At 58.2% G+C, this 26,298-nt stretch carries 21 protein-coding genes; all 21 read right to left on the reverse strand.

The annotated features are described in order from the left end of the window. Positions 1-13 precede the first annotated feature (13 nt). The gene (locus tag AC2LB6_RS16990; RefSeq protein ID WP_013360142.1) at positions 14-328 is read right to left on the reverse strand and encodes a contact-dependent growth inhibition system immunity protein; all 315 of its coding nucleotides are present in this window, start codon (positions 326-328) and stop codon (positions 14-16) included. Next, positions 328-1,161, reverse strand: coding sequence for an RNase A-like domain-containing protein (locus tag AC2LB6_RS16995; RefSeq protein ID WP_490094362.1), 834 nt, complete (start codon positions 1,159-1,161; stop codon positions 328-330). The genes AC2LB6_RS16990 and AC2LB6_RS16995 overlap by 1 nt, the downstream gene beginning before the upstream one ends. A 173-nt stretch (positions 1,162-1,334) precedes the next feature. Next, positions 1,335-1,571, reverse strand: coding sequence for a DUF2767 family protein (locus AC2LB6_RS17000; RefSeq protein ID WP_111535119.1), 237 nt, complete (start codon positions 1,569-1,571; stop codon positions 1,335-1,337). 833 nt (positions 1,572-2,404) lie between these two features. Beyond that, a complete protein-coding gene (gene repA, locus AC2LB6_RS17005) occupies positions 2,405-3,346 on the reverse strand; it encodes a plasmid replication initiator RepA (RefSeq protein ID WP_490094363.1) in 942 nt (313 codons plus the stop codon). An 874-nt stretch (positions 3,347-4,220) separates the two neighbouring features. Next, positions 4,221-5,018, reverse strand: coding sequence for a DsbA family protein (locus AC2LB6_RS17010; RefSeq protein ID WP_490094364.1), 798 nt, complete (start codon positions 5,016-5,018; stop codon positions 4,221-4,223). 72 nt (positions 5,019-5,090) lie between these two features. Further along, positions 5,091-10,688 (reverse strand): MobF family relaxase, encoded by a 5,598-nt coding sequence (gene mobF, locus AC2LB6_RS17015; protein ID WP_490094365.1) that lies wholly within the window; start codon positions 10,686-10,688, stop codon positions 5,091-5,093. Continuing rightward, positions 10,685-13,216, reverse strand: a complete 2,532-nt coding sequence (gene traD / locus AC2LB6_RS17020; protein WP_490094366.1) for a type IV conjugative transfer system coupling protein TraD — start codon at positions 13,214-13,216, stop codon at positions 10,685-10,687. The genes mobF and traD overlap by 4 nt, the downstream gene beginning before the upstream one ends. Positions 13,217-13,315: 99 nt before the next feature. Beyond that, positions 13,316-13,675: a hypothetical protein gene (locus tag AC2LB6_RS17025; protein WP_490094367.1), complete on the reverse strand. Its 360-nt coding sequence runs from the start codon at positions 13,673-13,675 to the stop codon at positions 13,316-13,318. A 420-nt stretch (positions 13,676-14,095) separates the two neighbouring features. After that, positions 14,096-14,827, reverse strand: a complete 732-nt coding sequence (gene traT / locus AC2LB6_RS17030; protein ID WP_490094368.1) for a complement resistance protein TraT — start codon at positions 14,825-14,827, stop codon at positions 14,096-14,098. Positions 14,828-14,955: 128 nt separating this feature from the next. Further along, positions 14,956-15,516, reverse strand: coding sequence for a hypothetical protein (locus AC2LB6_RS17035; RefSeq protein WP_490094369.1), 561 nt, complete (start codon positions 15,514-15,516; stop codon positions 14,956-14,958). Between the two features lie 14 nt (positions 15,517-15,530). Further along, on the reverse strand, positions 15,531-18,578 hold the full coding sequence (gene traG, locus AC2LB6_RS17040; protein ID WP_490094370.1) for a conjugal transfer mating-pair stabilization protein TraG: 3,048 nt from the start codon (positions 18,576-18,578) through the stop codon (positions 15,531-15,533). Further along, on the reverse strand, positions 18,571-19,938 hold the full coding sequence (gene traH, locus AC2LB6_RS17045; protein ID WP_111535111.1) for a conjugal transfer pilus assembly protein TraH: 1,368 nt from the start codon (positions 19,936-19,938) through the stop codon (positions 18,571-18,573). The genes traG and traH overlap by 8 nt, the downstream gene beginning before the upstream one ends. A gap of 34 nt (positions 19,939-19,972) precedes the next feature. Then, positions 19,973-20,251 (reverse strand): hypothetical protein, encoded by a 279-nt coding sequence (locus AC2LB6_RS17050; protein ID WP_490094371.1) that lies wholly within the window; start codon positions 20,249-20,251, stop codon positions 19,973-19,975. Positions 20,252-20,282: 31 nt separating this feature from the next. Then, on the reverse strand, positions 20,283-20,906 hold the full coding sequence (gene trbB, locus AC2LB6_RS17055) for an F-type conjugal transfer protein TrbB (protein WP_490094372.1): 624 nt from the start codon (positions 20,904-20,906) through the stop codon (positions 20,283-20,285). Further along, entirely contained in the window at positions 20,896-21,108 is a 213-nt protein-coding gene (locus AC2LB6_RS17060) for a hypothetical protein (protein ID WP_111535108.1), read from the reverse strand. Before AC2LB6_RS17060 ends, trbB begins: the two co-directional genes overlap by 11 nt. Beyond that, positions 21,105-21,575 (reverse strand): hypothetical protein, encoded by a 471-nt coding sequence (locus AC2LB6_RS17065; protein WP_490094373.1) that lies wholly within the window; start codon positions 21,573-21,575, stop codon positions 21,105-21,107. Before AC2LB6_RS17065 ends, AC2LB6_RS17060 begins: the two co-directional genes overlap by 4 nt. A 10-nt stretch (positions 21,576-21,585) precedes the next feature. After that, on the reverse strand, positions 21,586-22,383 hold the full coding sequence (gene traF, locus AC2LB6_RS17070) for a type-F conjugative transfer system pilin assembly protein TraF (RefSeq protein WP_111535106.1): 798 nt from the start codon (positions 22,381-22,383) through the stop codon (positions 21,586-21,588). Continuing rightward, positions 22,383-24,230: a type-F conjugative transfer system mating-pair stabilization protein TraN gene (gene traN / locus AC2LB6_RS17075; RefSeq protein WP_490094374.1), complete on the reverse strand. Its 1,848-nt coding sequence runs from the start codon at positions 24,228-24,230 to the stop codon at positions 22,383-22,385. Before traN ends, traF begins: the two co-directional genes overlap by 1 nt. After that, positions 24,227-24,856, reverse strand: a complete 630-nt coding sequence (trbC, locus tag AC2LB6_RS17080; protein ID WP_490094375.1) for a type-F conjugative transfer system pilin assembly protein TrbC — start codon at positions 24,854-24,856, stop codon at positions 24,227-24,229. Before trbC ends, traN begins: the two co-directional genes overlap by 4 nt. A gap of 9 nt (positions 24,857-24,865) precedes the next feature. Continuing rightward, the gene (traU, locus tag AC2LB6_RS17085; protein ID WP_111535103.1) at positions 24,866-25,858 is read right to left on the reverse strand and encodes a conjugal transfer pilus assembly protein TraU; all 993 of its coding nucleotides are present in this window, start codon (positions 25,856-25,858) and stop codon (positions 24,866-24,868) included. Then, complete coding sequence (locus AC2LB6_RS17090; RefSeq protein ID WP_490094376.1) at positions 25,855-26,196, reverse strand: hypothetical protein; 342 nt, start codon at positions 26,194-26,196, stop codon at positions 25,855-25,857. The genes traU and AC2LB6_RS17090 overlap by 4 nt, the downstream gene beginning before the upstream one ends. Positions 26,197-26,298: the final 102 nt, after the last annotated feature.

A 26,298-nucleotide genomic window follows, 5' to 3' on the forward strand; every position in this document is an offset into this window, starting at 1 on the left:
CGACGGCCAGACGTCAGCGTTCACGGTTTTTAAGCGCGGCAGACACCCGCGCCTGTACCAGCGTCAGAAACGCCTGCGCCGTGGTGTCCCAGTTCGCCGGCACAAATTCCCCTTTGTAATGCGTCCGGAAATCCAGCTCGGTATCGTCACACCCGTCCAGAAACAGTTCAATATCTGCCAGCAGGGCGTGAAGATTCGCGTCGGGCATGTCGTGAATGTAGGCCTGAATTTTGGGCTCTATCTCATGACCGGGTTCGGCCATAACGTAATCCTGACCGAAATAAACGCCGATAAAATTATCAAGCTCACTGATGCTGATACGGTCCACTATACCTCCGGAAACGCAGTCAGAATAAAATAGGGTTTTCCGTTAAATGACCGGAAATCAATCACCACGCGGACGGCATAACAGGTAATGGTCTCCTGATTTCCTTTGCGGACCACTATCCCCGTGGGGTGCGCAAACCGCCGGCTCAGGCGCATGCGGGCCCGCACGCCAGGCGGTACGTTCTTCACCCACATCGCTATCTGATTTTTATTATCCGCCAGCACCCGGCTGATGATTGCCTCTGCCTCACGGAGTGATTTAAAGCTGCTGGATTCTTCAAGCCTGGGCTCCCTGACAAGCCTTTCACGCAGCTCATCCGACGACTTACCGATGTGTCGCTCGATGGTATGTCCGCCGGGCGCACGTCCTGAAAGTGACTCGTGCTCAGCAATTCTGAACCGCCCGCGGCGTACGGCAATGACCCGCTCAGCGCCGGCCGCCAGTGCAAACGCCATCGGTATGGCGATATCGACCGTCAGACCAACCTTCATGGCGGTCTGGCGGTCAGCACCGAGCGATTCCGCGAGCGTCACGGCGGAATTAAAGGTATCGGTACTGACCTGCCTGCCGGTCCAGACCTGCCGGAGACTGGCCTGAATGGTATCAAGTCCGTGCGTTCCGACAAAGACGCAGCCGGCTTTGGTCAGCATGGTGGGCTCCGGCACCACGCACAGGGCGCCTGCACCGAACATTTCCACCACGCCACCCGCCAGCCCCAGCCCGCCGGATATACGGTTGCTGGCTGATTCACCCTCACTGACGCTGCGATCAGAGAGTACAGCAGCCAGCTGCACCGGCGAAAGCGCTATCCTCAGTCCCTGTTCTTCGTCCACAGAATCCTCCTTTCCGTAACCGGTACGTCATTTACTCAATTTATAACCGGCACGGCACCAGGTTGCAAACCGGCAGCATCATGGCCGCCTGTCCTCGAACAGGACAGCGAAAAAAGAGTTAAGGCCTCCGGTTTCAATACCAGGAATAACCGGAGTGAACCCGGCCTGTGCTTTCAGAGCGTTTCCGCATTGTCCACTTCCGGAAGAATTTCCAGCTTATCGATAACGACCTGCATGACGTCAGCCATACCCGGCGACCATTTATCAGGTATGTCGAGCTCCGAACGGAATATCCCTGCCAGCCTTATGCGGGTGGTTTCAAGCCCCGCATCGGCCAGCATGAGGACGGCTTCACCCAGCAGACGGTATGCCTCTTCTGAATCCTGTCGTTCTGCTTCAGTAACCTGCATAGCATGTACCTCTCAGACGTAGCCGGACAGGCGAGCAGTGCGCAGCCTGTCCTTTGAATGCCGCGTCAGCGGCATGGAGGCGCCAGAAACTGTTAAGGACGGCTCAGATGCCATCGGGCGCCGTAAGCCCGGCAGAGCCGGTTACAGGGCTGATGGTGGCAAAACCCCAACCCCTTCCTGCCAGACGCCGTTTATGCAGCGGCCTGTCAGCAGCTTATCAGCCAGACGGTCGAAGACGAAAGATAGAAACCGCGGCTCCTCTTACCGCAGCTCAGAACCAACTAGTTACAACACCCATTCATCAGCCACTGCAGTTCCGGCCCTTTGGGCCGGGCGGCGGCGGCTGGTCAGTGGGGGCAACCGGGCTTCAGATCCGGCGCGGATCTGGCCGGAGAGGGGCGCTGTGGCTTCAGGCCTGCGCGGTGCCTGATTACAGTGAATATTTGACTGTTGTAACTAATTTCACTGGCCGGGGCCCGCGTCAGCGGGAGCTATTTCAGATTCTGAGCGGCGCGGACGCCTGCGGCCGCTGTGAGCGAAGGCATTTACTTATCCCCGCAAAATGCCTGCATGAAAAATATCTTATCTTTATGAAGATCTCTTACTGACGTAAGTCAGGAATATCTTGCAGGTAATGTGATTACTGATTACGGGTAAAGCCATTTTCTTAATTGCGGGTAAATGTGCATTAAAAAAAGAACACTTCCGAAGTGCGCTGTTTTTTTATTTTTTCTGGGGAAAATCCTGAGCGGGCATTGCTGAAACTGGCAATTCTTCGCACTGCACAAACGACTTTACCGCCAGTCAAGGCGGTAAAAGAAAAGGGGACAGAGTCAGTGTACTACGTCAGGTATCGCAGGTATTTCCGGTTCATAATCGAGACCTAAATCCATCTGCCTGAGACGGTTCCAGACCTGACGATCGAACTCTTCCGGAGGAAGATGCATCCATTCATGGGCAGGTCCTGCGCGCAGCAGCTTGGCCACGGCGTTCCGCCGTTCATCAATAGACAGCTTACTCAGCCGCGTACGGCGCTTTTTGCTGGCGGCTTTTTCACGCCGCTTCAGCAGCGTGGCCATGCGCATATTTTCATACCAGCGCCGGCGCGCGGCGCGCACGGAGTCGTGCGTCCCGGGCTCAATAATGCCGTCGGCTTCTGCCGTCAGGCGGGCGTTACGTTCAGCCAGGAACTTATCCATGTCAATGCCGCACAGCTGCCAGAAGCGGTCCGTCAGCACGATGTGGCGTGGCATGCAGTAGCCGGTGGCCGGGTCCATTTCCAGATCCGGACGCTCAATCAGGCCAAAGCGCTCCCACTCCTCAAAAAGGCGCGAAAGCCGGGATGGCTCAACGCGCGTTTCCGGTATAACGTTGCCGTTTTCGTCTTTCGGGCTGAGCTCGTCGGCCAGCTTACTACCGTTGAAGGTGACAACAGAGGTGGCCAGATCGGCACGCTGAATAACCAGCGGCCAGGTCGAATCATACAGCGCCTGCTTTTCCGGCCGGAAATCGCGTTTGCGGCCGGCGGCTTCGCGCAGCTGCACAAAATACGGGTGACGGGACATGCGCTGGCGCAGCATCATTTTGCCGGTGCGTTTGTCTTTCATAACGAGCCGGCTCATAGCGTGCCCCATCTGTCCCGGCAGGCGCCGGAAGTTATCGGGTGCAAACCATTCAGGGTTTGAGCACTTGCAGGCAACGGAGTGATCGCCGCGACGGCGTCCGTCATTTTTGAGGTTCGGGCGGTTTAACCCGATTAAAATCTGGTCATTCACCCTGTCCCGAACTTATGGCGGACAGGGGTTGTCTTATGAAAAGCATGCGTTATAATCCTTCACAGGCCAGCGCCTGCTTTTGGACCCCCTGATTTCTGCCGCCTTCCGCCAAGTTGATGACAGATTTCGGGGGGTTTTTGCATTCAGAGCCCGGTGAAACGTGGGCTCCATACCCTGGACGTTTTTACGGATACGTCCTATCCGGTTGATTCGTTCCCGCTCCGCGCATGTCCGGCTACAGGTTTACTGCACACCCTCATCATCAACCACCACAGTATCTGACAAGGATCTAAAAAGGATCGCCGCCCGGCGAATTCTGAAAAGAATACCCATCTCACCCATTTAAATCCAGCACAGTTTGCTCATAGCACGAATCGTAAGGATAAAAAAAGCTCACCGATAAACTTTACAGTGACCGGGTTAACATCTGCAGGCGGGCATAATACAAATTTCGCGTCTTGCGGGACTGTGATACCTGGAAAATGTCTAGGAGAGGTATTCACTGATATTCAGGCAGCCGGCTGTGGTGGGATCGCAGACAATCGCTTTTAATTTACGACGGGCAGGGCGGTCGGGCTGAGGCGTACCGCAGCACCGCGAGGAACGAACAGCCTGAGCGGCGTGGTCGTCATGGGGTAAAGGTTCTGGTGGAATAGCTGATACCCCGGACAATGCCCGCTGGCGGGTTCTAAAGGGCAGATTAACAGGTTTCACCTTCCCGGCCCCGGGCCGGGATTCTTTATGGTCACATGCGGTAAAGGTTTGACAGAATGGCGGATGCTATCTCATGCTACCGGCGGGATTTCCTTTGTTTGGTGGTGTTATTCCGTTTGGGATAGTGTGCCCAGCCCTCTGTCACTCAGGCCGGGCTTTTTTAACCCTTTTCTGCCCGGGTTATGGCCTGCTGCATGACCTGTTCGCTGACCACACCCGGAATGACCGTGGTGTTGTCCGGCGTGGCGTTCTCGGCCGGCATCACGATAATGCCCGGCGTTCCCCTCAGCCCCATCATTTCAGCCAGGGCTGCATTGTTCTCCGTAACGTGGTCAGACACGGCTTTATCCTCGTCTGAAGCCGCACCTACACCGGCCGCGGCGGCGACCTTCTCAATGTCTTCTGCCGTCAGTTTTCCTTCATTATGCCCGGTCCGGTAAATACCGTTGTGAAATGCCATGTATGCATCTGCCCCCTGCTTCCGGTAAACACCCAGTCCGCGGTGCGATGCCTGCGATGACTCCGGATAGCGGGCGGCAAAGATGGTCCAGTCCCGGAACGCAAAGCGCACGCCGGCGTTTGCAGCCATCACCTTTTCCATCACCGGCGCCATCATGCTGCAGGCACTGCATTCGTAGTCAAAAAACTCGGTCACGATGACTTTTGAGTCCACCGGCCCTTTAACGGGCACGCCATCCAGCTGCATCAGCAGCCGGTGTGTTTTCAGCGCTGACTGCACGTAAGCCTGCTGCTGCATGGCCTGCTGTCGTGCCTGCAGCTTTTTGCTCACCTCAATGAGCACGTCCGGGTGCGCAATCAGATAGTCAGCTGCAATCTCGCCGATACGCGTCTGCTGCTCCGGGGTAAACGCTTCAGTACCGGCGGCACCGGCCTGTACTGTAAACAAAGCAGCGCTCATGGCCAGAGCTTTGCTGGCCATCTTAAGGGTCTGTTTCATGATTTATCTCATATGGCTGCGTTGAGCAGACTGAAGGTGAGACGGCCGCAATGAGTACGGCCGCGCTGATTTTTAACGCTCTTTCTGAATGTTCCTTGAGGGTTCATGTGACAGTTCCGGTGGCATGCGCTCCGGAGCATCATGCTGAACCGGCCTGCTGAGACCTGCCGCAAAGTCTTTTTCCGTCCGGGAGGCTGCTGAAAGCACAGTGGCCAGTTCTGTATCGCCCTTGCCCGAATGCACTGGCTGTTCCCGGCTCTCCTCCTGCATCCTGATAATTTCCGGGGAGTCCGGCCGGGTATTCTCCAGAACCCGGCTGGCAAGTTTCGCCTCGTCCGTTACAGACCTGGTAACAGGGATCTCAGGTTTCTCACTGTCTGTAATCTCCTGTGGAGCAGCTAGGCTGAGATCTGTGGCTAGCTTTCTCTCTGCTACCAAATCGGCACGACCGTTTCTGCTGCTGATTTCCGGTTCCGGTACGGCAGGAGTGTCAGGCTGCTGACTGTCTTTCCTGACAAGGTCTCTGACAGCTGCGTCGCTAATGTCGGCAGGTGCCACCGTTGATACCGTATCTTCCGGAACGGGCGGCGTATTCTGCACGCTGTTAACGGCAGCTCTTACCGCCGTTTCGGCAACGGGCTCCACGCCTCTGGAAATCTTAAGAAGCTGTTGTGACGGCGAGTCGTTTCCGGTCTTAAGCAGAACGCCTGAAGTGGGATGCTTTCTCGCCATACTGAGCGCTTCGTCCAGCGTGGTCACCACATGCGTTTCACCGTTCCTGCTTTTCTGCACAAGCGCCGCTTGTGCGCCGGCGGTAAAAATCCGCCTTTCAGCCCCCCGATCCATGTCACCGCTGCCGGGTCGTAGCGGCACCATCGTCAGACCCGCCGCTTTTCCGTTACCGTCGAACACCGGCAGGGCCAGATGCGGCTCAGGGAACTTCCGTGTCGGCGGGATGATGCGTGCCGTAACCGGACTGCCGCGCAGGCCATTTGACCGCAGAAACGCGCGGCCGATTGCCGTTTTAGACGCAGGCTGACCCATCGCCCAGATCCGCCTGGCCCGATCACGCTCCGGCTCGGGCGTGAGTGCATCATGCGCCGTGGCCGGCCCTTCTTTTCCGGTCCTGAGCGTCTTTGTCCAGCCTGCTTTATCATCGGTAAAAATCTGGACATGGTCCTTCGCACGCGAGACGTTGATATAAAACGCCCGCGCGCCGCTCATCAGCTCACGTGCGCCTTTAACGCCCTCCAGTGCCAGCGAGTAACGGGCACTGGCGCCCTGCGCGCCGTAGCCGGTGACCGCCCAGCTGTAGTCCACGTGCCGGTCAGCGAACGTTGCTGCCGGGTCGATAACCTTCACTCCGCTGGCGTTGCGCAGCACAATCTCACCATTGTCGCGCAGCTCTTCGACGCGATACTGTTCGTGTGCAGCGTGACCGGCCTGCTTCTGAGTTTTACTCAGGCGGACGCTGTCGCCCGTGCGAAGCTCAATTGAGCGGGTCTCAAAAACCTCAATTTCAGTGGCATTGAGTTCCTGCGGCGACCAGAACTGCGTGCGCCCCGCTTCATCCTTCAGAGTGACATTGCCGTTAACAGGGTCAACGCCGGTGACGTGCAGGTACCGCTGATTGGCCATCACCACCTGCCCGGTTTCCCAGTCGTCAATCCGGTTAAAGTCGTGCCGGCCGCCGTTGATGCGGTCCAGGACAGGAACGGTGCGGTACGCCTCGCCCAGCTCTTTTGATTCAACCATCGCGTTATGAATACCCTCATTGATGGCTCTGCGGTCTGCGTGCAGCTGAACCATGATCATGGTCTGCTCCCGTGCTTCATCGGTGCGGCTCATAAAGTCAGCCACGATTGTGGATACAGGATCTGCTGACTCGACAATTGATCCTGTGGGCAGCACCGTGCCTGCACGCCTGGGAACAACGTCCGGCGACACCTTTTCAATGTTTCTCAGCGCCGCCGCGAAATCATTACTGATGATGCTGTACACCGCAGACTTCAGGTCCGGATCGCGCTGGCGCACGATTTCCTTCATCACCGCCACGTCAATCGGGCTCCGCTCCTGCATCAGCTGGAATGGCGCACCGCTCTCGGGCGACTGCAGCTGGGCAACGTCCCCTACTGGTACGGCGCGGCCGTTGCCGGCGGCGATCGCGCGGTACGCCGCCGCGGTGTCCTGGTTACCAATCATGGATGACTCATCAATAAGGAACAGCATGTTGTCATAGCGGACGTCTTCACCGGCCGCACTGCGCATCTGCCAGTCCAGCACAAACGACTTCAGAGTCTGCGCATCGATGCCGGTGCCCGCCATCTCCTTAACCGCCCGGTGAGTTGGCCCCAGCCCTACAATGACCGGACGCGCGTCAGCCGGCAGGGTATCAATGGCCGCCTTTACCGCATTGAACTGGGTGGTTTTACCGACGCCTGCATACCCCTGCACGGCCGTAAACCGGTCCGGACTCTGCAGAATCAGCGAGGTGGCCTCTTTCTGGCCCTGAGTCAGGCCGGACAGGAGAGCCGGATCGACCTGTGCCATCAGCGGCACCTGCGTGTTTTTACCCCGCTCAATTTCGCTCACGATGGCTTTTTCCATCTCCCACGTGGAGCGCGCAACGAAGTGAGGCCCGGCGCCGGTCTGCACCTCAATGAGGTCACCCTCCTTAACCTGCCGGGCAACTTCACTCTCGATAAGCTTCAGGTCACCGCAGAACGTCAGCGCCTCATCCAGCAGCTTCGCCCACGGGAAAGCGACGTCCCGCATCTGCGCCACGCTTCGCGTTACGGCTTTCTGTGCATCAGAGAGCAGCTGTTTACTGAGCGTGTCCACGGCCTCACTGGCATCCTCCTTTCCGCTGGCCTGACGGACCAGCGACAGCGGCGAGCGCGTTGAGCGCAGGCGTCCCAGCTTCTCTTCCGCCCGGCTCAGGGCTTCGCCGGTAAAAATCTCCGCCTCATGGCCGGACTGCGCCAGCGCGTTGATCATATTCACCGACAGATCCTGTGCGCCCAGGCTGGCCAGTACCGTGCCGCGGTCGTTGTCACGGCTGCCGGGCGCGCTGACGTATCCGTAAGTCACGTAAAGCGGCCGGGACGCATCCAGCCGCAGCGGCTTTTGCTGCCCTTCTCGCTGAACGATGAGCGTGCCGTTTTCAATAGCCGTGACCGTGAGGCGATCGCGCGCCTTCAGGCCCGCATGCTTATCGCTGGCAAGCGCAAACAGGCGTTCACCGGCGGCAACTTCAACATCATTCTGCGTGAACAGCCGCCAGTCGCCGGAGAGTGCGCTGAGTTTTACCCGTGACAGCACCCCGTCCCCGTCAATCAGCGAGAGCATGCGGGTCTCATCATGCACGCGGTCGATGACGTAGTGCCGCGTTTCGTTTTTCTCTGACCGGTCCTCAAGCACCATACCGGCGCGGTAGGTCTGGGGGAGACGGCGCTCTTTAGCCGTCATAAACACCGGCGTACGCGCCACGATGCTGACCGACTCCTGCCCGAGCCTGCCGGCATCCTGCAGCGCCCTCCTGATAACACCGGTCAGATGGCTCTGCTCGCGCGGGCCTGTCACAACGGCCGTAACGGGCCCCTCCACAGGGTCCATTCCGGCATAGCGATCTGCCAGCGCCTGATAGCGGTCGCGCTTGTCCTGAATACTGGTCACGCGCACCTCGATTCCGTCAGACGGTGCGTTCAGGCTCTGACGCTTTACGCCCGCTGCCGTCAGCACGGACAGGGCATTCGCATTTGACTGTCGTCCGGCGCTGTCCAGAAACAGCAGCTGCGCATTCTGCTGCTGCGCCTCACCGGTGAGCACCAGCATTTCCTTCAGGCTGAGTTTTTCCGCGCTCTCCACGATGACCGTACTCTGCGGCATCAGGCTGAAGTTGCCATCAAGCATCCGGCTGCGGTGGAGCAGACGGTCCCGGAGCTCAGGTGATCTGGCAAAGCTGAGTGCGCGCTCGGCTGAACTGGTCAGCACGCTGACCTCGCGCCCCTGCTCACGTGACATTGTCACCAGCTCCTCCGTAACCTCACGCAGCCGCCCGACTGATGCAGGTGCACTGATGATGACGGCGGGCTCCCGGGCAATGTGCTCAGGGTGCCCGGGGGACAGACCGCCGTCGGGGCTGAAGTTAATTACCCGGTTCTCTTTCAGGATATCTGCCGCCAGCGACTGCACCGACAGCTCATCCAGCAGGTGGATGTGCGAGGTAAATACGCCTTTATCACCGTCGAGAGGCACGAGCAGGTTGTCATGAATCGCCTGGTCAAGCGCCCTGCGCAGGTCCGGAATGGTGTTCTGCAGTTCACCGGCGTTATGAGCGGTCAGCAGAAGATCCCCGTAGGTAAACCGCGTTTTACTGTCGCTTAGCACGGAAATGGCGGTGCGGACCGCGTCCATCGCCGGCACAGGGGCGTCCTGCACCTCACCCGCTTCCGGCCGGGACATTTCACGTTCGCGCGCTTCATTCATCACGCCCTGAATGTCAAAGCCGGTATCTTCCATCTGGCGCTGCCAGCGTGCCTGCAGCCGGGCACGGCCGTCGGCCGTTTCGGGTTTGGCGATCGGGTCATCTTTAACCTGTGCTGACGGCGCTGATATGTCCTTATCCGCTGTTACAGCGGCTTTTTCTGCCACTGACACCGTGCGCTCCGGCGCAGGCTCTGCCGGCACGTCTTTATCCTGTGCTGATGGGGTTAAAGGTTCTTTATCCGCTTTTTCAGGGACTTTATCTGTGGCTGGCGCTGCCCGCTCCAACACAGGCTCAGAAGGCACGGATACGACGGAGGATTCGGGCCGGGATCGCCCCGTTGCCCCCTCGCCCTCACCATAGCGGCTGATGTCCTGCTTGCGCTGACGGGTATCAAGTGCGGCCACGTCGCGGCTTTTCAGCGAGGCATCCTCGCCGGCACGGGCGTGGATTTCCCGGTGGCGTGAGGAGAACTCATCCAGCACCGCTTCCGTAAAGCCCTTTATCTCCCACAAATCATGACGGCCGCCGGTCGGCACGGTTTCATAGCCGATAGCCTCAGCCTTGCTTTTAAGCACGTTGCGGTAGATTTTGCCGTACGTTATCTGGTTGCGGTACGCCGTTTCGATAAAGCCGGCGCCGTGAATGGTGTCGGTGGCCAGCGCCTTCCACTTGCCGTCCAGCTCCGTGACGTTGGCCATCACCGCGTGCGTGTGGATCTGCGGATCGAGGTTGCGGGAGGTGTCGTGGGTGAACAGTGCGGCGACCATTTTACCGCTGGTCACGATGCGCGTGACGCCTTCCTTCGTGTCACGGGCGCTTACCGTCTGCTCCATGATGGCCAGCGTCTCTTTTACCGCCTCATGGTGCGCTTCCAGCAGGCGTTTATCGCCGCCGGCGAGGATGAGCATCGAGACGCTTTTGGGTGCTGAAAAGGTAAAGTCGTGACCCGGGCGGTGCACGTGGGCACCCTGCACCTCCTTACCCAGCATCACGCCGTTGGGCAGATTGCCGTGCAGGATGTCCGTGAATGTATCCAGGTCAACCGGTCCCTCAAGTCCGAGTTCGCGCGCACCCTCACCCATCCACTGCGTGGGCATGTCATCCAGAAAGTAATAGTTATCTTTGCTGCTGTAGTAGCCGGCAGCGTCGGCGGCCGAAGCCACCGGAGCAACGGTCATCATCGTTCATACCCTCCCGGGTCAAGGCTGTCACTCATCTCCTGATACGCGTCGTAGTCGTCGCGGTGTCGCAGGATGTTCTTTTCGTCATCGGCCATGCGTGCGTTGGCGTCGCTGTACTGCCTGGCATCAGCCTCTTCACGCTTTTCCTGGTCAGTTTTCCGCGGGCTGATGTGCCGGACGATGAGGCGCCCGCCGTCGTCTTTTTCCATCTGCATGTTCAACTCGGGAGCCTCGCCCCCCGGCGTGTCGCTGTCGGTTTCTGCTGAGCCTGCCGTAGTGCCGGTCTGTAGACGCCGGATTCGGTCCAGCGGAGAAAGCCTCGGGCCGGTATCAGCCTGTGCAACCGCGGGTGCCGACAGGGTGGGCGCTATCTCTGCTGTTATGTCCGCTGTGGATTGCCTGGCTGGCCGCGGCCTGACCTGATGCGTACTGATGGGCAAAACAGTGGCGCGGCGTGGGAACGGACTGACGTTTGAGGTAGTCAGCACATTGCCGCCCGATACGGGAGCCGGTTCAGTCGCCTTCACTTGAGGCTGCACATCCAGGGAAGGCTTAGTCTCTTTCTCTGCAGGCGGCTCCTGTCGGGTTACAGGAGGAACGGTTTTTAACGTATCAGCAGACGGAGAGGCCGGTGCAGGCTCAGTTGCGGCGGTGGCGGTGGTACGGTCACCGTTTTCCAGTATTTCTTCGCCGGTCGGAAACGAAATGTTCGCCGCACTGGAACTGCGTTCGTTGCTCTCGATGATTTGTTCAAGCTCCGGACTCAGCCGGTCACGGAAGTCGCGCTCAATCAGCGCGGGGTGATATTTTTTCTGCTTGCGGTACTTCAGGTTCAGCTTCACCACCGGGTATTCGCCCGGGAGGCGCACATAGAACTGCAGGTTCGGCATCTTCATAATCTGGTCGTAGTCCACGATGGGCTCGTTGACCTTGTCCTTACTGATGGAGATACCGTCACGTACCTGGTCAAGGCCGTAGCTGTTCTGTTCGCGCGCCTCGCGCCGGCGCTGATGACCCAGCTCTTCCTCCACGATTTTGGCCACCTCAGCGCTCGGCGAACGGCCATAGGCGCGGGTGTTCAGCAGGTCAAAAATGGCTTTGGCCATCTCGCGGCCATAGATGTGGATCAGCTGCGGCATGTTCTGAATGCCCAGCACGAAACAGCCGCCGAACTTGCGCGCCTCGGCCAGCGTTTCGTTGAACTCCGGTATCTTCTGCAGGCTGGCAATCTCATCACCGATGAACCACACGCGCCTGTCGCTGTTCTCGCCCATGCTCTGCAGCAGCAGCGTGGCCAGCGACAGCCACATCGATATCAGGGGGCGCACAGCCTTACGGTGGCGGGCCGTGGTAGAGATAAACAGCCAGCTGCTGTCGTACTGCGCATCGGTCATCCACTCGCGGATGCTGAACTCCGGCTTACCTTCCTTATCCAGCCCCTGCAGGTAGCGCAGCGACTTGGCGTAGTTGGTCAGCACCGATCTGATAGAGATGGCGGTCTTCTCGATTTTTTCCTCAACCAGGTTGGCCGACGGGGTGTTCTTCAGAAACTCGCGCAGGCTTTTCAGGTCGATGGAGAGACAGGTCTTCAGGAACGTTTCGATGCTGCGGTCGGGGCGTGAGGCAAACTGCATAGCCGTATCGCTGAAGATGGTGCGCGATGAGGACACCCAGAACGGGTCGGAGTCGCCCTCGACCGGCATCAGCGCGGCCGTCATGTTCTCGTAGTCCACCACGTCCTGCGCCTCGCGCCACAGCACCCAGTTCTCACAGCGCCTGTCGTGCGCGTTCAGAATTTTGTCAACACGCTCGTCGTAGTGGGTTTCAATAAACGTCCCGCCTGAATCGTAAACAATCGCCCGGTCGCCGCGCCGGCGAATATAGTCCAGCAGCCAGCGGATGAGCGTGGACTTGCCCACGCCGATGGTGCCGTGAATGAGATAGTTCATGACCTCGGCGTTCTTCACCATGTTCAGGCCGCCAATCTGCAGATCGGACTTCTCCCCGGCCTTTTTCAGCAGCCGGTTGACCTCTTTAGGCTGGTCAGTAAGGGTCATGCCCGAGATAAACTCGTCCTCACTCTCTTTCTTACCGATGCGACCCACATACCAGGCAATAAGGCACCAGAGCAGGCCGGCGGTGATACCGCAGGCGCTGGCGATGAAGCGCAGGTTCGTAAGAAACTGGCGACCCATGTCCTGCATCCACGGATTGGCCAGCAGCTGCGCCGGCGTCAGCTTTATCGTGCACAGCTGCGCACTTTCATCGCAGTGCCAGAAGATGTCCCATGTGGCCTCGGCCGCACGCGGAGACAGGCCCAGCAGTGAGTGGCTGGGCCACGCTGCCCAGTACCAGAAGCCGTTACGCAGTACATCGTCGGGCGTCGTCAGCCAGAACAGCGCACCGGTGGCCATCACGAACAGCAACAGCATCCAGTGGAAAATCCAGTTGCTGACCTGCACAAACATGCGCAGCCGGTAGGCCGTCATCTGACCGCCCTGCGTCAGGTATTTGGGTGTAAAACTCATGGGTGACTCCGGATAGCACGCAGGCGTAGCCCGCCCGTGAGAATCGGGCAGGCTAACGACGAAAGAAAAATGGAAGCTGGGCCGCTCAGGGCCCCGAGATTATTTCAGCATGATGGACGCGGGGGTGCGGATCAGCCCCGCACGACGAAGCAGCCAGACGCCGGCCATGACGGGGATAGCACAGGTGAAGATAAACAGATTCCAGCAGGCCAGCGTGAGTGCGGAAAGCACGCAGCCGGCAGTCATTACCAACAGAATCAGCAGTAGCGTGATAACGCCCGGGGGCATCATGTCGCCCTGCACCATACGGGTGGCGAGGTCCCAGGCAAACAGATGGCTGTGTGACATGATGGTTTTTAGGATATCAGGACCGAACTGCCACAGCACGATGGCGCTCCAGGCAAAACACAGGGTTAACCAGATAACAAATGTGCGAGCCGCACCATTGAGAGTGAGCATAGATATTTCCTTCAGAAAGTTAAGGTCGGGATGAAGTACAGTCGTTATACCGCAGACTCCGGCGCGCGCTGCGGGGGCAGAACCCCGCGGAGCATGATGAATAAGTGTCGGTTAAATCTGAGCCACGCTTCCGCTACCCCGTATATCAGGGAGAAACGTGGAAATATGAGGTCCCATAAGGGAGGAGGGCAGCACCCGTGCTGTTGATGCTGCCCCGGAGTCAGCCGCCCGGGGGGCGCAGACGGGGGTCGGCAGGCGCCCCGTTGTCAGGAGAGATTTCTTATTTCTCCCTTAAGGCGCGTGCCGCCGGTTTTGCAACCGGTCAGTACTTATTACCAGGAATTTCAGCAACCTCCAAGCTGTGATGCTTTTATAACTACATCACTGATCGTTGCAGAAATAGCTAAGCAGTACCTTACTTTACATGATGCCGGCGACTGATTTAGCCAGCTGCGCTTCAAGAACAGGCTTTGCCTCTTCAAACTTCAGGTTCACTTTATTAGCGTTTGAAACGACACGGGTCTGGTATTTCATACGGTTGCCTTCTTCGCTGCTTGTCTGCAGCTTTATGCCAGAGGAGCCCTGACGCAGCGCCGCCACGTTGTCCGTGGTCACAGCTGCCTTGCTGCGTTCGGAAATCTGCAGATCGGTCACCATTGTGTAATTAACGTCTTCTACCATTGCGTCAGCTGCCATTCCTGCAAGCCCTGCGGCCAGACCTATACCCAGAATTGCTCCACCTGAGTTACTGTTGTAAGCCGTAATACCAGCGCCCAGAGCAGCTCCCGTAGCCGCACCTTCATATCCTGTCGAAAGGAAGCTTTGAGCCTGGCGCAAATCCATTTTCTCAGCTTTCAGAACGTTGGCCTGAATCCAGTAATAGGCAGCATCGGGGCTTGAGGTCACAGTGTAGCCTTTTGCTCGCAGGTCCTGCGCCAGCATCGACTCCAGATCGCTCATGTCCTTGTCAGAGGTATTACGTACCTGCAGGTAAACCGTTTTCTGACTGGAGGGCTCAAGCCAGACGGTCTGACTCATCTGGGTTTTGACGTCGAGATTGCGTTTTTTGATGGCGGTGCTCATGGCACTACATCCGGAAAGCATCAGAGAGGCAGCAGCAATTGCTGCCACGAAGGCATTACGGTTTTTCATTTACGTATCCTTGTTAAACGGAAAAAACGGGACAGGCGCGCCCCGGGGCACGCTGTTTTAAATGGGAGTTTGAAAATAACCCCTTCCGTCAGAGTGCCGGAAGGGGTATCGGCAGATGCCGGGAGAACTTAAATCTTTTTAATAATCTTGGCGAATTTACCGATTGCGCCAGCTATACCAAAGCGTGTTAATTCTGAACTGATAATAGCCTGCATGATGAGGTAACTAATCAGAAGTACAAATGGCGCGGCATAAAACAACTGCGGATTCCACGCTGCAATTAATGCATATATGCCATTAATAGAGATAGCTGCTATACAGGAATTTTTATATATCCTACTTAACTTCTGCACCAGTAGCGATTTACGCCTCACTGTCTGAGGTATAGATGTCAGCAACAGGAACGGAGTGTAGGTCATAGCCATAATTGCTAATGATAAGATTAGCGTGAAACCACCGAAGGCCAGCGTCAGGCCCTGATAATGCAGAGTAGGATTAATCCACACATCGTCTGGCGGCACAAAGCTATAGATGATGTATGCGAACGATAATGCATACAGCGACAAACAAGTTATCGGAAAAGCAGCACTCAATTTCATTGCATCAAGTGCATTTGGAACTTCTTGTTCGCCAGATGCAAAGCTATTAAGCAGATAATCTGCATCTTTCTTGATATCGCTATACAACATCCCAGCCTCCTTACTTATCCGGCACGCCGTCTAAGCTCCGCTATTTTTCTATCAAAGTCATCGCCCAGATTATCTTTGGGTTTCTGGCCCTGCTCATTTAACTCTTTATTATGACCCGCTTTAAAATTCCCTTTAGCAGAATCATGTTCGTGCTTAAGTATATCACTGGACGTCTGAACAGTGGTTTTATTTTCAGCTATTTTACCGTCATTTTCTCTAATAGTTTCCATAAGGCCAGATCTTTGTGCTGCGACCTGATTGGCGACGTTATTCTGAATGCCGGCGCTGGCGGCCTGCTCACTCACGCGTTTTGACCCGCTGCGGAAATCCTCTCTCATTTCCTGAGAAGGAGCACCGGCCGGAACATTGAGATTCCTCTCTCCCTGCCGCTTGCTGACTTCAGTTGCCTGACCATTTGTGGCCACAGCATTCTGCGATGAACCTTCAGCTGGTCCACGACTGTAAGCCGGTGAGCTTCCCGACAGGGCCTGTCCGGAAGTCTGTGCTCCGACGGGAAGCGTGGTTCCACGGTCTGCAGATATCCCTGCTGTATCCAGTGAGCTTGCCGGCTGCAGCGGCTCACTATTAACCTGGTCAGTCCGTGCGCCATAGTTCTTCATGATTTCAGGTTCAAGCCGTTCATGCATAAATTCGGTGGCCGCGCCCTGAGCGCTTCTGACGTTTGTAAGGATGTTCTGCGCATCGCTGCCATACTTCGCGGTAGTCCAGTCCACGAACTCCTGATTGTAGTTGGCGTCCAGGCTGGCGCTCTGCGTCTGTGAAAGAGTGGCCATGCGGCTGAACTCCTGACTACGCGTGCTGCTCTCGGTGTACTGATGGTATTGACTCTTCGCATCATTGAGAGTCGCTGCAAACTGCTGAGCGTTAGAGCTGGACTGATTATCAGTATGACTCCCCGAATCGCTCAGGCGGGTTGATGTCACCATATCCATACCTTCGCGGAAATCACGTGCCTCCTGACTGCTCTGATCGCGGCGACTATCACGGCCCTCTGAGTGGCTGTCCTGCGTTCCATGTGAGCTGCCGGTTGTATGACGAAGGTCAGCACTGACACTGGCTTCCCCTCCTGCGCTCACGCCAGTCGCCCACTTGCCGAGTTTACCTCCCAACTGATCACCGGTATCAAATTTAACCTGTCCCCTGACACCCGTGCCTGCACTACCCTGATTAGTGATGTCCATCAGCTGGTTATATGCCTGCTGCTCAGAGACATTATGCGACTTCGCATAGTTCTCAACTGCAGACTGCATTTTGCTCGCACCTTTAGAGACATTCGTTGCCACACTGTTGTCGCTGCCCTGCGTCATGCTGTCGCTGTTACCGCTCTGCTGCGTCAGCTGGTTCATCTGCTGGAAGCCGCTGGTCACGCTGTGGTTATAGCCATCAAGCGAACTCTGCGCCTGCTGCTGCGCCTGCCGTGCCTGCTCGGAGAACCCGCTGCTGGCGAGTGAGCTGAGCCGCATGCTGACAGGTAGGTTTGATATCGCCTGACTGGTATCCACTACGGTATGTCCGTCAGCCGTCTGCGTCATCATCGAGTTATTGCCGGTCTGGAAGCCCTGAGACCCCGAGCGGCGCAGCATGTTGGTGTCAAACTTGTTGGCGCTGACGTTATCCATCGACATGTTGTTAAACGACCAGTTGCCGTCCGCCGTCGTGGAGGCCTGTCCGCCGGTCGCAAACGCCGCCGAACTCATTACCCCGCCAACGGCCTGTGAGGCCACCGACGCCGCGCCTTTGGTCAGGAAAAAGGCGAGCACCGGTATCGACATGCTCAGATAGCCTGCGATGTTGGCCGCGTCTGAGTGCTGCAGGGCGACCTGATCCTGATTGGCCAGCACCAGCGGCGTAGCTCCGGTCTTCGTCTGCAGATAGAAGTTGGCCAGCGAGTTAAGGATGGCGAACATTACTGGCCACATCGTGAAGTAAACGAAACCGCCGGCGTACAGCTTCAGCGTTTTGAGCCCGAAGATGTCGTGATTCACCAGCGCAAGCGCGATGACCAGCGGGAACAGCGCAATCAGTACCAGCATCATCAGCGACTGGAACATCGGCAGCGTACGCGACGCTATCACGCCGCCCGCTCCCCAGCTAATGCGCTGCTTGGTCATACTGGACTCGGTGGCCAGATTCAGCAGGTTGGCCGTATCGGAAGAGCGTGCCGCAAAACCTTTCCAGCCGTCACGGATGGCCGCATTGGTGATGTTATTACGCATAATCTGCGCTGCGCTCAGGCCGCCTGCATAGAAGAAGTTGTAGCTCTCATCCATCGCGTTGCCGAGCAGCGTGTCCCCGCTGACGCGGCTGCCGAACACGCGCGTGGCCAGTGCATGCCAGGTTGTGCCGCCGATGCGCACGTCCGCCCCGATCAGGTTTTTGACGACCGCAGCCGCCTGCTGGCAGGTGATAAACTGCCGGCCGCTGCCCGTATCCTGATACAGACCGCGCAGCGGGCTCGGGTTATTCGTAATCAGCGTCAGCGGATCGGTGCTGTTCAGCAGCTGTGACACGGTGTACTTGTTATTCAGCAGGATATCCCCCACCACGCAGTTTTCCACGTAGTCGGTAAGCATGCCTGCCAGCTGCGGGTTCTGTGACCGGAAGTCCGTGGTCTGCGCCACAATCTGCGAACCAAACAGCATGCCGGACTTCGTATAGGTCAGCGAGTCCGGGCGCGAGAAGCTGTACTCATAAAGCCGCGCCACGCCGAACTGCACGGACGTGGTCAGGCCCGCGATGAAGGCCAGGCCGGCCGGCACGTTATCGACCTGATAAACTGCCGCCGGATCGGTGACATCAAGTATCTGCACGCTGCGCTTCGGAACGAGCAGTACTGACGTAATGACAAAAAAGATGGCCAGCCAGCTGGCAAACACCATCGGGTTGCGCGATTTGATGAAGCTGAAGATCACGCCCAGCACGCCAAAAAGCCCGGCGATACGTTTTAATGTGTCATAGGTGTCGCTGCCGATGACGGTGACGACGCCGTTAAACACCTGACGCCACATGTCACCGCCGTAAATGGTCCAGACCTCAGTCATTGCCCGTTCCCCACTGATAGTTGCCCTGATAGGACGTCGAGATAATGGTGGATACCTGCTGCTGCAGGTACTGCATGTTGCGATCGATGCCGTCCAGCGCGTTCTGATCGGCTGTACTCTGCAGCTTCATCTGTGCCAGCAGCGAGGTTGCGGCCAGTACGTTGTTACGCAGCTCGCCGGCCGCCTGCTCAGGGAAGTTTTTACCGGCCAGTGACTGGCTTGCCTGCTTTACCAGCTCCTGCAGGTACTGGATCATCATGTCCTGCGCGATAAAATCGGCGACCTGTATCAGGTAGGTCGGGCTCATGCCCATGCTGCGGGAGTTGGTCAGGTATTTCAGCACCGGCACCGAAGTGGTGTTGATGAAGCCCTTCTCTCTGTCCGACAGGCCGGTATCGGCCGTGAGCTTGCTGTCGATGGAAATCATCAGGTTGCGGACCTGAGTCACCAGCGCCACGTCGCTGCTGACCGTGACGCTGGCCACCGTCGGCCCGAGGCACAGGTCCTGCTCATCACAGCCGTACATCTTCGCGGTGCCGCCGCGCATCAGCACGGTAATGATGTCGCGGTTATCAACCAGCGGCGTCAGGACGGTGACTTGTCCGGCTTTATTGAAGATGATGGAGCCCACCACGCTCATCACCAGTTCCTTCAGCTGGCGGTTACCGTCGAACAGGTGGTTGCGGCCCAGCGCGTCCCAGATGAGGTTTTTGTTTTTCAGCACCTGGTCCTTCATTGTATCGGACGCCCGGCCGGTGACGCTGTCACCCTGACCGCCCACGGTGCAGCCCTGACGCGACGCCGCCCAGTCGGAGAAAATGTTGCTTTCACCCGCAATGTCCTGACAGATTTTCTGGTTCGATACCTGAGACACCGGCCACAGGCCTCCGATGATGCCCTGTGCTGCCTGACAGGAGCTCATGTTGGCGGAGTTCACGTCCGAGGCGAGCTTCTGCAGAAAGTCTTTGGCCTGCTTGAGCTCCGGCACCATCGTCTGCAGTGCCAGGTCAAAGGCGTAACCCGCCGCATTACTCATGATCTGCTTAACGAATCGCTGCAGTTCGGCACCGTTGATGTAGGAAAAAGCGCCCAGATAGGAGTCAATGCCGCCGCAGCCGGCATTGAGTGACGGTACCTGCATCGAGATGAGCTGCACCTGTTTGACCGGGTTACGCAGATAGATGGAGCCGCCGGTAACATAGCCTGCTGCCTGACCCTGCCATGCCTGCGCCTTTGAGACGTTGCCGTCAAAGCCAAGGCTGCCAAAGTAGCCGTTCAGGTCGCCCTGCACGTCGGCAAAGGCCGGCGCACTCAGGGTAAGCGCAGCCAGAGCGCCTGTTAGGAACTGACGCAGATTCATGATGTTTTCCCCGTCTGCAAGTGTGTACGTTCTGTCATTGAAAACTCCGTTCATTCATAAATCCGTACCGGCGCAGGGTGATGCTGACCAGCACGCCGCAGCCGAAGCCTCCGGCAAGGGAAAACAGGAACAGCAGCGGGTATAGCTGCAGACCGCTGAGCACCAGCGCGTCAGAACCGTAAGTCATGCCATTTATACGGCCGGCAATTTCGCAGGCGAGCCAGGCATACAGGGCGGCTGCGGCCAGCAGCGAGGCACAGACAAGCAGCAGCGCCGTCTCCAGTCGGGAGAGCGTTAACGTTTTTTCAGTCATGGGTATTCCGTCGGCGGCACAGCCGCCCGTATTACTGCGGGGTCAGTGAGGCACTGCTCGGGACCGGACCCAGCGTGTCCGGCGGGAGGTTATCGATATCGGCTTCGATCATCTGCGCCAGTCGCTGGCTCATGGTTCCCATGTCCGTCTCCCCCTGAAACAGCGGGTAGGCCACGTTGGTGTTCACGTTAACCATAAAGGTCGTCGGCGTGGCGATGGGCAGCCCGTTGCCGAAGAAGGTCAGGATCTCACCGGCAATCGGCTCATTCGGTCCCGCCTTACGCGGGATAAGCGCAACGGGAAACGCCGTATCCCCGTAGCCGTCAAGCGTATAGGGGTATACCTTTATCCCTTCCGCATCAGCCCAGGACTTCAGCAGCGGGTCGAACTTCGCGCTGTACTGACAGCCGCGCTGCATAAAAACCACCACCGCATAGTCGTTCAGGTTGACCTGACGTCCGTCGGTCAGGGTCATCATTCTGGGCGGCTTTACAGAAGCCGCACGCACCGGGCGCGTTCCGGGCAGTCCGAAATCCGGCAGCTGCGCACCGCGCTGCCCCTTCGCCTGCTCCAGCGCAGCAATGTCCGAGGCCACCGACGCCTGTGCGAATACCGGCAGCGTCAGCAGTACCGTCAGCAGCACGTTAAGCCTCATGATGACCTCCCCGGCCGCCGCGCGACCTTCGCCAGGCAATCAGCTCCACGATGAGGCCCAGCGCAACCAGAACCAGACAGGCTACCGAGACGCCGGCAAGCACGTCGTACGTGAAGCTGGCTGACCATGCCAGCAGCTGGCGCAGGCAGTTAAAAATGATGCCCGTCATAAACAGCGTAATAATGAGGGGAAGTCTGTTCATACGTTTTCTCCATTTACCCGGCGGCGGAAATGCCTCACGGCCAGGCCCGATATGACGGAAAGCACCACGCCAGCCTTATAGAGGAACAGCAGCGTGTCATTAGTCTGTGCAGCCCACGCATCGCGGCTCACCGCCGCCTTTACGCACATGGCAGGCGGGGGGGCAGGCCTGATATCACTAATGACCGGTGCGGCCTTATCCCGTGATGTGTCAGGAACCGGCGGCCAGGTCTCCACGGGCATGGCCTGCGATACGCAGCCCCATACCTGTCCCGCCGGGGCGTCGCGCACCAGCTTTTCGGCCTCATTCAGCAGCCACTGTCCGCCGCCTCCCGGACCGTGTGCACTGAGCAGGAACAGCAGAAAAAACAGCAGCGCCGGATGGATAACCAGCGTCTGCAGCAGAAAGTTACCTGCCCGGTTCGTAGCACGCAGCCGCCCGTGCCAGACAGGTGAGAGTGTCAGCATAATCAGGTCCTCAGAAGTTAGGTTTAAAGCCTGTGGCCACATTGAGAAAGCGCTTCGCTAGGTCGTCCTGCGTCATAAAGCCGTAGGCGAGCGGACGGAAACTTTTCGACTTCGGGTCAACCAGGAACAGCGCCGGATAATGGCTGATCCCCATGCGCGCGCTCTGACCGGCGTCCGGCCGGCTGTCGGGCACCTGCGGCGACACCGTGCCATCCACGCTGACCGGTATCAGGGAGATGTGGCGCAGGCGGGCAAAGTCCGCCACCACGCCGGCCATCTGTGCATCAATCGGGTCACCGCCGCGGTAGAAGTAGAACAGCCCGTACTGACCAGAAAGCTGGCTGATGGCCTGCGTCTGCTCCTGCTGGTCCCGCGCCTGCTGCAGCGGCGCGGTACTGTTGTAGTGCGGATGGTCAAGGTTGTAGTCGAGATCCGGATGGTCGAGCTGCGCCACGGCAAAGGACTGGCTGAACATCGAGGCCCGGTCGGTCCAGAACTTCTGCCAGCGCAGGAACGTGGCGGTATGCTCTGCAGACGGATGGAGGATGGCGTTGTTCAGCGCCTCCTTTGTGTACGCTTTAAGTACGTCCGCCTGCTCTGACGGTGACAGCCTGCTGAAGTCCGGCACCTGCGGCGCAGGCTGCGCTTTAGGTGCCGGCGGGTCCGGCTTTTTCTTCGGCTCGTTGTACCAGTGCCAGCCGGTAAACGGGTCGGCCGGCGTTACCACCGCGTCAGCAGCCGGCGCATCGTCCGCCACCGCCTGTCCGCCGCACATAACCATCATCAGGCTAATCAGCAGTCGCTTCATTATTTACCTCCTGTCTGCGCATTGACCTGTGCAGCTATGCGGTCTTTTGCCTGCTTGATCATCGTCGCTGAGTCAGGGATTTTCTGGTTGGCCATCAGGTCGCTGTAGAAGTCCTGGAAGTTAATCAGATCAAAGTTAATGGCCTGCAGTTCAGGAACCGTGATGCCGCGACAGTTCGGTGAGTCACCGCTGCCAAAGCTGACGTGCAGCTGATCGCGGCGCCCCTGCTCCTGGATAATGCGGGCGAGCTTGCCGCCAAACACGCAGTAGGCCTGCTTCTTCTGCACGCACACCCCCAGCACGGCCCTGTTGCAGGCTTCGCCGACCAGAACGGTGACCTTTTTAGCCTTCGCTTTACCGATGGCCATTTCGTCACTGTTGCAGTTGGCCAGCCCCGAACTGTTCCCCCAGCCGGTATCAACGCAGCAGTTTGAGAAGCCGGCCATCGCCTTGCGGCAGTAGAGTGCCTGTCCGGTAAAGGCCTTTATATCTATCTGATCGCCGTTCTTGACGTCATCGCCGGCGGAGGCAAGACCGGCAAGTTTGGCCACTGCGGTATCAAAGCCGCTGTCGCCGGCACCGTCGGTACCGTTGCAGTCGCCGCTCTGACAGAGGTATTCTCCGCCGCACAGCAGGCCCTGCGAGCTGTAGGTGGTCTGGCACTGGTAAGTATCCTGCTCATGCATGCACGTTCCGCCTTCCGCCTCGGTACAGCCGCGGCCGGCAATGGTGCAGTTCCGGTCAGACATCAGTTGAGCGCAGTTACCGGTGGAGTTTACCGGCACGATGTAGCTGTCCTGGTACTGCCAGCAGCCCTGCGTCTGGGTATAGGTCTGGCCGTCGGAGGTAACAGATCGGGAGCCGCCCGGGTCGGTGCAGACGCTGCCGGTACTGGCGGTCGCCTGTGATTTGTCAAAGCTGCAGCTTTCGGACCAGGTCGTGTCGGCCTTTTTGTCCGACACGGTTACGTTAAACGTTACGTCGAGATGAAACAGAGTCGTGCCGTCATTAATGTATTTAATGAGCGTATTGATAGTGGCATCGAGACGTGAACCATCAGGGGTAATGACTGCAGAGTAAACCTGACCCGCGTTAACCTGCAGCCCCGCAATACCCAGGCTGTCGGCTCCCGTCTTACCGTAGCGGAGCGTAACGTTATTGTTCAGAATCGAGGTAACGTAATTGACCCCCGAGTTGTAGGACGGGGCCGGCGTATAAACCAGCTGCGTGGTGCCGCTGACGAGCGTGGCCGTTTCCGGAAACGTGAAATCCACCAGTACCTGTTTGCCCGAGCGGCGTGCATTTTTGAGCAGCATGTTCATCGTCCGGGTCTCCGTGTGGCTTGAGCCCGTGACGATAACACTACCGGTGCGGGCACAGGTCTGAACCTGCGCCACGTCCCTGTCGCAGGTGAAGTTTTCGAATACTGACTTTGAGACAACCTTTGTAGTGCACTGGCTGTTGGTACCGTCCACGATAGAGCCGCTGTTGGCTTCTGCATTCTTGCCGTTCTGGATAAAGTCGGCGTTCGGGTCAATGGTCACGGCCGGATTCTTCGTTGAAGAGTCCGTGACCGCCTGCCCCGCTTCATTACTTCCGATCTGGGTCTGTCCCTTATCCTTTATCCCGCCGTCCCCGCCCTGGACGCCGCCGTAATACCCCCCCTGCGGAGGACTGGCGGTGTAGCCGGGGATCACTGACGCCGGGTCGGTCCCCTTCGCCGCAGCGGTGCCCTGCCCCTTATTTGAGCCGGCATATCCCGCACCCGCGTTGTAAGCGTCACTCGTCGCATCAGCGAATGCGCCGGACGCCATAAGACATAAAGAAAGCAGCAGGGCACGCTTCATTTCGTACCCTCCGCATCCTGCAGCAGCTGCGCGGCCGTACTGCCACAGTCACCGCGCTGCTTAACCTCTTCGAGCGCCTCCTTAACCGGCAGGCTGCCGTAGATGACGTCCGACTGACTGCCACAGGTAACGACGAGCGCCGGCACGGCCCTGATGTTGTATTTCTCATACAGGGTCGGGTCGATCTGCACCCCGGCCTGCTTATCTTTTTTAGACAGTTCAAACATCGTCTCAGCCGTCTGACGGAAGTCGTTGTTCAGCAGGCCGCGCAGCGTGGCCGGTATGCCGAAGCGGCGGGCGTCCGCAAGCATCGGCAACAGCCCCTCCTCCGGGATACCCAGGCTCACGAAATACACAGCCCGCGGTGCGGGACGGGCGGCGCTGTTCTGATCCGCCTGCGAGGCGGCAATTTCGTTCTGCAGCTGCGACACCCGTTCCTGCTGCGCATCCGGCAGCGTAATGTTCATACCCTTCAGCTGGCTTTTGAACAGCTCCAGGTCGCGCTGCTGCTGCTTCATGTACGCCATGTCATTACCTGACACGACCGGCTGCTCTGCGGCATTCGCCATTTCTGCGCAAAGAAGCGCGGCGCCCGCAAGCAGCGCCGTAATCAGAGGTTGTTTCATGGTGAGTCCTTACAGATAAACGCAGTTACGCTTTCGCCACATGAGGTAGCCGAAGTTCTTTTTCGTCGCCGGTGAGTTGTGTACCGAGCCCCAGAGCTGGGTCGTGGTGCCGAACGGGTGGCAGTCATTAGGTTCGGGGTACATATTCACCATCTGATAACGCCAGCGTGATTTCGGAATGATTGGGGACGGATACTGGTAGCACACAGCCACGTCCGCCCCGACCGTCTCCATCACCAGTCCCTCCCGGTGCAGCTTGAAGGCCATGCGCTCACTGACCAGCAGCGAGGCCTCCAGCGGCGAAAACTCATTACTGGTGAAGCCGGTAAACGGATACATCGAACCCTGTGCGCCGGCGCACCAGAACAGCGGGTCCAGCGGCACGCCCGCCGTGGAGGCAATCGAGTCCGCCGCACAGGCGCCCTGCGCCAGCAGGTTATTGAACAGTGCCACTTCCGGGTTCAGGATCATGGCCAGCGTGCTGTCGTTCCACAGCGGGTCAACCTCGGACAGATAGGCGATGTCCATGTCGCCGGTCTGCATGCAGCCCGTACTGGTGATGATGTTGAGCCAGTAAATCAGCGGGTATTTGTACCAGTGAACGTGATAGAAGCTGCCGGGAGTGGGTGAGTCGCTCTGCCCGCCGCGTCCGGCACCGGTGCGACCGAGGTTAATTTTAAAGCCACCCATGTTCACCATGACGCCGGGTTCGCGCGTCACATCCGTCAGCGCCAGCGGCTCCCAGAAGCCAATGGCCAGACCCAGCCGGTAGAAAATACCGTACGGACACATCTGAATCGGCGAGGCAGGGTTCGGGGTATCCGGATGTGCACCTGATGCGAGCTGGATACTGCCCAGCGACATCGGGAACAGGCACTTCCAGCAGACGTCGCTGATGGGGTTTACCCAGCGCCCGTCGCCGGCGTTGCTGGTCGCTGCCATGACAGGCTTCGCCATGATCCCTGCCGTGAGCAGGCACATTATGAGGAGTAAACGTTTCATGAGCCTCTGACCTCTGTTTTACTGCGGAGCCAGACGCATACCGGGCCGTCATCCGTGTCGTGAATGCTGCCGGTAAACCAGCCTTCGCCCGATGGCCCGGACGGCTCCCAGCGGCTGCAGTCACCGGTTTTTCGGAAGGCCTGCATCATCCAGTCAGGCGCGTCGTTTTCCATCCAGGTGAAGGCGGCCGCCAGGTTATGTGCGGTAAGCCAGGCCTCAAACTCGCCGGGTTGCGGATATTCATTGCCGTCAGCGGGCACGAAAAAATCAGGATGCGTCCAGCCGCCCCAGCGATCGCGCACGACCGGCTGAGCCGATATTTCAGCAGGGTGTGTCATAGGGTGAGATTCCGTAAAGACGGCAGCGAAACTGCCGGGGTCAGACGTTAAACGGGCCTGCCTGCGGGGGGCAGGCTGAGGCGTACCGCAGCAGCGCGAGGA

The sequence above is a fragment of the Pantoea sp. RCC30.1 genome (genome assembly GCF_058148845.1).